Genomic DNA, 8,436 nt, shown 5'->3' with positions numbered 1-8,436 from the left:
AGGCATGGCAGAGCAGACGATCGCCGATTACGATAATACCTTTAGTATACGTCCTAACCGCCTTGACGGTTGCTATACAACTACCCCAAAATAGTTAATGATTGAAAGATTGATTTCATCGGCATCTCAGGGATATTGCCTCAAGGCAATTGCGGCGGAAACTTTGTTTAAGCAAGTCGAGCGGTAGCAGCGCGTGATTCGTGGTTTTATAAGGCAGCAACTGCGGAAATTTATGCGGTTTTTACTAATACTGAACCTGTGAAAGTTGGGTCAAAATCAGAAGTTGGGGAAAATCCGCTGACGAAACGAGAACAGGAAATCTTGGCTTTATTTGCGGGGGGAAAAGCAATCAGGAAATAGCTCAAATATTGTACATTCCTCCGGGTACGGTGCGGGTGCACGTACACGCGATTTTGCAAAAGTTAGAAGTGCGCGATCGCACTCAAGCTGCTGTACTAGCAATTCAGAAGGCATTGGTTGCTGAAGAACTTTTGGCGATCGAACCTTGACCAGGGCGGGTTTTGTACCGGAATTGTCGGTTTTTTAAAGGAATTATTGGCTAAACCCGCCCCTATCAAGATGCCTCTGTGGCAGGTTCACGCAAAATTAGTATCATTCGTCTTGATTTTTAATTTTACTGATGACATTTAATCTTTAAATTTGCTAAGCTGTATACGCCTTGATTTTCCTAACGTCATCTAACCAAAGGTGTATTATGCCAAATTTTATCAGTTCAGTTTTTAGTTCGATCGCCATTCTCGACCCTGCCCTTCCCGATGGCGAAACTCTCCGCAACGGCATCGCAGCGGGGACAGAAGTTATTACCCTGGATGGGGCGCGGGATGGACTAGAACAAATCACGGCCGCCCTAGCGAGTCGCAGCAATATAAAAAGCATTCATATCCTCTCCCACGGCCGCCCGGCGAGTTTGCAGCTAGGCGCGATCGATCTAAACTTGACAAATTTAGAAACTTATGCTAACCAATTGCAGCGTTGGTCGCGATCGCTGGCAGACAGTGCAGAAATTTTGCTGTACGGGTGCGATGTAGCGGCGGGAGAGAAGGGCGCTAACTTTGTGCAGCAACTGAGTCAGCTAACCAAGGCAAAAATTGCTGCTTCTAGATCGCCGATCGGCAGTTCCGCTATGGGCGGAGATTGGGAATTAGATTATACAACAGGAGCGGTGTCCTCTGGGTTGGCGATCGACCCAGCGACAATGGCCGCTTATCAATTTGTGTTCGGTCTACAATTTTTGGGACAAGCACAAATTCCGGGAAATACAAATGATGGTTCCGGAAACCGGATAGGTGGACTGTCTGGCCTTACCTACGACGCGGGCACCAACACTTACTACGCTATCTCCGACGGCCGCAATAGTGGTAGCAGTCTCGGTCCGTCTCGCTTTTACACCCTCACTATACCTAATGTGAGTTCGGGTAGCTTGGCAACAGGAGGAGTGGTTTTTACAGGGGTGAGACAGATTGGCAATCCGCCTCCCTTTGCTGCAGATACATCGGATACAGAGGGCATTGGCTACATCGGTGGCAATGTCTTCGTCTCTTCTGAAGGAAATTTCTCGACAAATACCCAGCCTTTTATCAATAGATTCGACATTGCAACAGGAGTTCAAAACCTAGCACTGACTATTCCTTCTCCCAAATACGACGTATCATCAGCAGATACTACCAGTGGCATCCGCAACAATCAAGCTTTTGAAAGTCTGACCATTACTCCGAGTCAAAGTTTTCTGTTTACAGCAACAGAAAATGCTCTCGAACAAGACGGCCCTGCTTCAAATACAACGGCTACCATTGGCACGCGATCGCGAATTTTAAGATATAACTTAGGCACAAACACCGCAAACGGAGAATTTCTTTACCACACCGATCCAGGCAACGGCATTTCGGAAATGCTGGCCGTTGATGATAATACGCTGCTGGTTCTAGAACGTTTTTTCAACCCAGCTACAGGGGCAGGCGATTTGAAGCTTTATCAAATTTCTTTAACGGGTGCAACTGACATTCAAAGCAATACTGGCTTGACTGCTTCTGGTGTTGCTGGCATTACACCGGTATCAAAAACTCTGATTGCTGATTTCCCAAACACTTCAGGCTTTCCGGTAAACAATTTTGAAGGGATGACATTTGGGCCTTCTCAAACGGCAACTGGGAAGCCATCGCTTATTCTTGTCAGCGACAACAATTTTACTTCTTTCCTTCCCACCGCATTCGCAGCCTTTGCAGCCAACAACGCACCTGTACTCAACAACAGCGGTTCCCCGGTACTAACAGCAATTAACGAAGATGTACCTTCTGCTAGCAACACCGGCACCTTAGTTTCTACTTTAATTGCAGGTGCAGTTACAGATCCCGACACCGCCGACACTCAAGGAATTGCAGTCACGGGGACAGACAATACTAACGGCAGTTGGGAATATTCAACTGATAGCGGTTCGACTTGGACGGCATTCGTTACACCGTCAACAGCAGCAGCGAGACTGCTAGCAGGCAATGCCAGCATCCGCTTTGTTCCCAATGCTGACTACAACGGCACTGCCAATATCACTTATCAGGCATGGGATGGAACGACGACTAACTCTAGCGGTAGTACCTTCACGAACGGCGGGACGGCGGATATTTCGACTGCCAGCAGTATCGGCGGGTTAGCAGCTTTCAGTACAGCATCCGAGACAGCAACAATTACCGTCGATACGATCTTGCCTGCTGCTTCCAATCTAGCCACTACCAACATTATCGTCAGTGGCGGCACTACAGTAAATTTTACGGTAGACTACAGCGACAACTTTGCTGTCAACAGCAGCAGTTTGGATAATTCAGACATTCGGGTGACTGGACCCAACGGATTTAACCAATTAGCGACACTGGTAAGCTTTACCCCAACTGGCAACGGCACTCTTCGCACGGCTACCTATCAGATTACCGCACCAGGTGGTAGTTGGGATTTGGGCGACAATGGGGATTATGCGATCGCGATCGAATCGGATCAAGTTAGCGATATCAATAATAACTTTGTCGCAGCCAGTAACTTGGGGAGCTTTAATGTCAATATTCCCAACCCCCCTATAAATGGCACTCCTGGCGCTGATAACTTAAGCGGAACTGCCAATCCAGATACCATCAATGGATTGGCCGGCAACGACACCCTCAATGGATTGGCCGGCAACGACACCATAGATGGTGGCGATGATAATGATCGTTTAGACGGAGGACTCGGAGCCGACCAACTTACAGGCGGATTGGGTAACGATATTTACCTTGTGGATAATACCGGAGATGTCGTCAGTGAACTTCCAGCTCAAGGAACCGACAGGGTGCAATCAGGCATCACCTACACCTTACCTGCTGATGTTGAAAACCTGACTTTAACAGGCACCGCACTGATTAACGGCACCGGAAATCCTGTAGCCAACGTCATCACCGGCAACGCCGCTAATAATACCCTCAATGGATTGGCCGGCAACGACAACCTCAACGGGGCTGCTGGAAACGACACCCTTAATGGTAACGAGGATAATGATCGTTTAAACGGAGGACCCGGAGCCGACCAACTTACAGGCGAATTGGGTAACGATATTTACGTTGTGGATAATGCCGGAGATGTCGTCACTGAACTTCCAGCTCAAGGAACAGACTTGGTGCAATCTGGCGTCACCTACACCTTACCTGCTGATGTTGAAAACCTCACTTTAACAGGCACCGCACTGATTAACGGCACCGGAAATACTCTAGCCAACACTATCATCGGCAACGCCGCTAATAATACCCTCAATGGCGGTACCGGAGCCGACCAACTTAGAGGCGGATTGGGTAACGATATCTACGTTGTGGATAATGCAGGAGTTGTCGTCACTGAACTTGCAGCTCAAGGAACCGACGAGGTGCGCTCAACGGTCAGCTACACCTTAACTGGAAATGTTGAAAACCTCCGTTTAGAAGGCACCGCACTGATTAACGGCACCGGAAATACTTTACCCAACACTATCATCGGCAACACTGCTAATAATACGCTCAATGGCAGTACCGGAGCCGACCAACTTACAGGCGGATTGGGTAACGATATCTACGTTGTGGATAATGTAGGAGATGTCGTCACTGAACTTGCAGGTCAAGGAACCGACGAGGTGCGCTCAACCGTCAGCCACACCTTAGCTGCAAATGTTGAAACCCTCCGTTTAACAGGCACCGCACTGATTAACGGCACCGGAAATACTTTACCCAACACTATTATTGGCAACACCGCTAATAATACGCTCAACGGGGGGGGCGCTCAAGATATTTTGACGGGTAGTACGGGTGCAGATACTTTCCTCTTCCAGTTTGGACAATCCTCTGTATCTGCCAGGGATAGCGTTAGCGACTTTGCCATCGGCACTGATAAGATCGACTTGTTGACCCAAGGTGGATCTGCAATGAATGCTCCTACTAGCTTTAGCCGTGCTGCCAATAATAGCACTGCCACCACTTTACAGCTTCTGGTACCTCAAGTATTTACCGACGCTAATGGAGGATTAGCCGGAAACCAAGCTCTAGGAATTAATAGCGCTGCTGTAGTTGTGGCTACAAATGCCTCGATCGCCGGTAATTACCTTGTGATTAATGATGCTACTGCTGGTTTTCAGGCGGGTAACGATTTAGTGATCAAATTAACAACCACCGGGACGTTACCCCCTGCGGGCTCTATTCCCGTTACCAATTTCTTTATCTAACCACAACCTCAAGGATTGGCGCTGCATAATCGAAGGATGAGCTGTGAATCCAAATCGTAAAAATTAGCGAAGTAACCGGGTTTTTGAGAAAGTCCGACAGGGTATTAATACCCTGTCGGACTTTATTTGTATAGGATTGGTTTCAACCCAGATTCCACACCCTGGGGTATCACACAAGTCACGGTTTGGCCGTGATATAAAGTCCGCGCACAACATACTCAAAGCATTTACAAAATATTCAGGGCTAACTTTTCAAGTTTACAAAACTAAACCAACAGTCTGCCAACAGTAAATCCCGACACCTACAGCGTCCTGCACGACCAAGTGCTCAGCGTAGCAGTTCCAGGAGTTTTAGGCAACGACTCCGACATCGACTTAGATCTGCTGGTTCCCGTCGTAGTTACAGGCCCAAGCAACGGTACGATCGCGTTTAATCCCCTCGGTGACTTCACTTATACTCCTCAAGCTGGCTTTGTAGGGACTGATACCTTCACCTACAGCGTTAGCGACGGGGCTGCGACTGTCCCCGCGACGGTGAGTATCAACGTTACCAACAGTCTGCCAACAGTAAATCCCGACACCTACAGCGTCCTGCACGACCAAGTGCTCAGCGTAGCAGTTCCAGGAGTTTTAGGCAACGACTCCGACATCGACTTAGATCTGCTGGTTCCCGTCGTAGTTACAGGCCCAAGCAACGGTACGATCGCGTTTAATCCCCTCGGTGACTTCACTTATACTCCTCAAGCTGGCTTTGTAGGGACTGATACCTTCACCTACAGCGTTAGCGACGGGGCTGCGACTGTCCCCGCGAGGGTGAACATCAACGTTACCAACAGTCTGCCAACAGTAAATCCCGACACCTACAGCGTCCTGCACGACCAAGTGCTCAGCGTAGCAGTTCCAGGAGTTTTAGGCAACGACTCCGACATCGACTTAGATCTGCTGGTTCCCGTCGTAGTTACAGGCCCAAGCAACGGTACGATCGCGTTTAATCCCCTCGGTGACTTCACTTATACTCCTCAAGCTGGCTTTGTAGGGACTGATACCTTCACCTACAGCGTTAGCGACGGGGCTGCGACTGTCCCCGCGAGGGTGAACATCAACGTTACCAACAATCCGCCGCAGCCGCAGCCGGATACCTATAGCACCAGTGCCGGAAAAGCCCTCAGCGTAACAGTGCCGGGAGTTTTAGCCAACGACTCCGACGTAGATTTAGACACGCTGACTGCTGCGGTGGCCGCAAATCCGACGCAAGGGTCGATCGCCCTCAACAAAGACGGTTCTTTCACTTATACTCCTAACGCTGGCTTTTCTGGAACAGACACCTTTACCTACACAGTCAGCGACGGAATAGTTAGCTCTGAAGCGGCTACCGTGACTGTCAGCGTCAACAATAACCCGCCTGTGGCGAATTCTGACAGCTATACTACTGCTTTTAATACGCCCCTCAACGTGACGGGTTTGGGAGTCTTAATCAACGATACAGACCCGGAAAACGACCCGCTGACGGCGATTCTGGTGACAAATCCGACTACAGGGTCGATCGCCCTCAACCAAGACGGTTCCTTCAGTTACACTCCGAATGCTGGTTTTGCAGGGACAGACTCTTTTACCTACAAAGCTAATGACGGGAAAGCTGATTCTGCGATCGTCACCGCAAGCATTCTTGTAAATACCCCTCCAACTCCGACTCCAACTCCCACGGAAACTCCGACTCCAACTCCCACGGAAACTCCGACTCCGACTCCCACGGGAACTCCCACTCCGACTCCCACGGGAACTCCCACTCCGACTCCCACGGGAACTCCGACTCCGACTCCCACGGGAACTCCAACTCCGACTCCTGCAGGAACTCCAACTCCGACACCTACGGGAACTCCAACTCCAACTCCGACTCCTGCGGGAACTCCAACTCCGACACCTACGGGAACTCCAACTCCAACTCCGACTCCGACTCCTGCGGGAACTCCAACTCCGACTCCCACGGGAACTCCAACTCCGACACCTACGGGAACTCCAACTCCGACACCTACGGGAACTCCAACTCCAACTCCGACTCCTGCGGGAACTCCAACTCCGACTCCCACGGGAACTCCGACTCCGACTCCGACTCCGACGGAAACTCCGACGCCGACTCCGACGGAAACTCCGACTCCGACTCCCACGGGAACTCCAACTCCGACACCTACGGGAACTCCAACTCCGACTCCTGCGGGAACTCCAACTCCGACTCCCACGGGAACTCCAACTCCAACTCCCACGGAAACTCCAACTCCAACTCCGACTCCCACGGGAACTCCAACTCCGACTCCAACGGAAACTCCAACTCCGACTCCCACGGGAACTCCAACTCCGACTTCCACGGGAACTCCGACGCCGACTACAACGGGAACTCCAACTCCCACGGGAACTCCAACTCCCACGGGGACTCCAACTCCCACGGGGACTCCAACTCCCACGGGAACTCCAACTCCCACGGGAACTCCGACTCCTGCGGGAACTCCGACTCCTGCGGGAACTCCTGTTGACTCTGACAGCGTTGGTGGCGGCGATGCCGATTGCATTTGCGAACAGATTACCCTACCCGCGATCGGTTCGATTCCGGGTCCGAATTCAGTCGATCGCACTTTCAATGGCACTGACGGCAGCGACTTCCTCACCGGCAGCAATCTCAACGACGTTATCAGCGGTTTCAACGGCGATGACATTCTGCTGGGCGAACAAGGCAACGACAATATTTACGGAGGACGGCCCAGCAATATCCCCCTTGGCCCGAATGCAGACAGAGACTTGCTGTTTGGTGGCCGTGGCAATGATTACCTCAACGGCCAGGCCGGCAACGATCTCATTTTTGCGGGTAAGGGCGATGATGTGGCGATCGGCGGCAAAGACGATGACTTGATTTGGGGCGACAAAGGCAATGACACTCTGGTTGGGGATCAGGGTAACGACTGCTTGTTTGGAGGCAGTTTTGACCCGTCTAGCCCTGACTCGAATGGACGCGATTTGCTGTTTGGCGGTGCTGGCAACGACTTCTTGAATGGGGGAGATGCTGCGGACACTCTAAGCGGCGGCGAGGGCAATGATACTGTTTACGGCGGCAAGGGCAATGATGTTGTGGTGGGGGGTACTGGCAACGATCTGCTGTTGGGCGATCGCGGCAGTGATAGCATTTGTGGTGGCGACGGGGACGATACTATTTTAGGAGACAGTGCGATCGACTTTAACGGCGAGCCTGATTCCCTGTGCGGCGGTGCTGGCAATGATTTGATGTTTGGCAACGGCGCTAGTGACAAGCTATGCGGCGATGAGGGCAACGATACTCTCTATGGCGGGAAAGGTGACGATTGTCTGATTGGGGGTTTGGGCAATGATATTCTCAGCGGCGGAATTGGGCGCGATCGCTTTGTTTTAACAGCAGGTAAAGGCAGCGCTCTCATTACTGATTTCACAAAAGGTGAAGATTTGTTTGTGTTAGCGGGCGGTCTAACTTTTGCTCAACTTAGTATTACCCAAAACGCTAATGCAGCTTTCATCAGGATTGGTGAGAACGGTCAACTGTTGGCTGCTTTGAAGGGAGTGCAAGCTAATGCGATCGATCTGAATGATTGGGCAATACGGTTCAGTTAAGGCTAAAATAGGTAGGGTGTCCAAAAAGGGAGAGCAAGTAAGGTGCATCTCAAAGAATTCTCATTAGTATCTCCCAAAAT

The 8,436-nt window shown here is 50.7% G+C and carries 2 protein-coding genes and 1 pseudogene; all 3 read left to right on the top strand.

What is annotated here, in order from left to right:
* Positions 1–368: 368 nt before the first annotated feature.
* Complete coding sequence (locus tag QUB14_RS27490; RefSeq protein ID WP_333221260.1) at positions 369–509, top strand: LuxR C-terminal-related transcriptional regulator; 141 nt, start codon at positions 369–371, stop codon at positions 507–509.
* 206 nt (positions 510–715) lie between these two features.
* The gene (locus tag QUB14_RS27485) at positions 716–4,726 is read left to right on the top strand and encodes an esterase-like activity of phytase family protein (RefSeq protein ID WP_333221258.1); all 4,011 of its coding nucleotides are present in this window, start codon (positions 716–718) and stop codon (positions 4,724–4,726) included.
* 270 nt (positions 4,727–4,996) lie between these two features.
* Positions 4,997–8,356 (top strand): annotated as a pseudogene (locus tag QUB14_RS27480) (tandem-95 repeat protein); the annotation flags it as partial.
* Positions 8,357–8,436 lie beyond the last annotated feature (80 nt).

The sequence above is a fragment of the Microcoleus sp. B3-D2 genome, assembly GCF_036705345.1.
Classification (GTDB): domain Bacteria; phylum Cyanobacteriota; class Cyanobacteriia; order Cyanobacteriales; family Microcoleaceae; genus Microcoleus.
Note: the sequence above shows the minus strand (reverse complement) of the source record. Positions and strands in the feature narration are given on the sequence as shown.

Bases quoted from the DNA above. Each gene is read 5' to 3' on its own strand.
- QUB14_RS27485 (WP_333221258.1), top strand. From the start codon at position 716: ATGCCAAATTTTATCAGTTCAGTTTTTAGTTCGATCGCCATTCTCGAC.